The sequence below is a fragment of the Winogradskyella ursingii genome, assembly GCF_013403975.1.
In the GTDB taxonomy this organism is placed as follows: Bacteria; Bacteroidota; Bacteroidia; order Flavobacteriales; family Flavobacteriaceae; genus Winogradskyella; species Winogradskyella ursingii.
Window position 1 is genome coordinate 1 of record NZ_JABFDH010000016.1, and the last position, 1,181, is coordinate 1,181.

Annotated in this window: 1 protein-coding gene; it reads right to left on the bottom strand. The window is 45.5% G+C overall.

Annotated elements, in window-relative coordinates:
- Positions 1-1,172: beta strand repeat-containing protein (locus HM983_RS15745; protein WP_394366251.1), on the bottom strand; the 1,172-nt coding region annotated here is incomplete at its 3' end.
- Positions 1,173-1,181 lie beyond the last annotated feature (9 nt).

Below are 1,181 nucleotides of genomic sequence, written 5' to 3' on the forward strand. Positions count from 1 at the left end.
CCGTTTCCAGGTCCTCCATCGGCTGTAAAACTACCGTTGTTCAATCCTGCGGTATTACCTGTGAAATTAACATTAGTTAATGTATTTACATTGGCGCTCAATGACCAATCCTCAAGTCCACCTCCAGCTCGGCTGGCTGCGTTATCCGAAATTGTCACAGGAGATCCTTCCGTTCCATTGATGGTCAACATTGTACCTGTTGCCATGAGGATTCCACCACCGGAACCTTGAGTTCCTGAAGCGAAGTTTCCTGAAATAGTTGTTCCTTCATTGATTACAACAGATCCCATACCGTCTTCGGCGAAGATACCTCCACCTCCAACAATCTCTACATTCTCACCACCAACAAAGTTACCTTGCGCATCGTTTCCTGATATAGTAGTACCATTAATAGTAAGTACTCCTTGGTTGTTCCAAAGTCCACCACCTTCTTTAGCGGCTATGTTACCATTTACAGTTCCTCCCGTGATAGTAACAGGTGCTGCTCCACTAACGTGAAGTCCTCCACCATTACCAGGTGCTCCTGCACCAGTAACAGCTCCCGTAAAATTATCATCCAGGTTGACATTTGTAAGCTCTACCGAACTGTCACCATTGGTCTCAATTCCACCACCTGCACGGTTAGATGTATTGCCAGTTATTGAAATTCCATCTGCAATTAAAATACCTGCAGCATTTAAAATTCCACCACCTGTTGATTGTGCTCCATCGGCCACGTTATTTGTTATTGCCGTTGAACCTAATAAGTTTAAAGTACCGCCTTCATTAAAAAGTCCGCCACCACCAGCAGCTCCAGCTACCTCAACATCATTTCCTGATGCTGTATTTTGATCTATCGTAGTATCGGCAATGCTCATTGTACCAGAACCGTTCCAAAATCCACCACCTTCGTTGGCTGCCATATTCATAACTGCAGAGCCACCACTGATCATGTTATCTCCAGGTCCCGTTACGTGGATCGCTCCACCGTTTCCAGGTCCTCCATCGGCTGTAAAACTACCGTTGTTCAATCCTGCGGTATTACCTGTGAAATTAACATTAGTTAATGTATTTACATTGGCGCTCAATGACCAATCCTCAAGTCCACCTCCAGCTCGGCTGGCTGCGTTATCCGAAATTGTCACAGGAGATCCTTCCGTTCCATTGATGGTCAACATTGTACCTGTTGCCATGAGGATTCC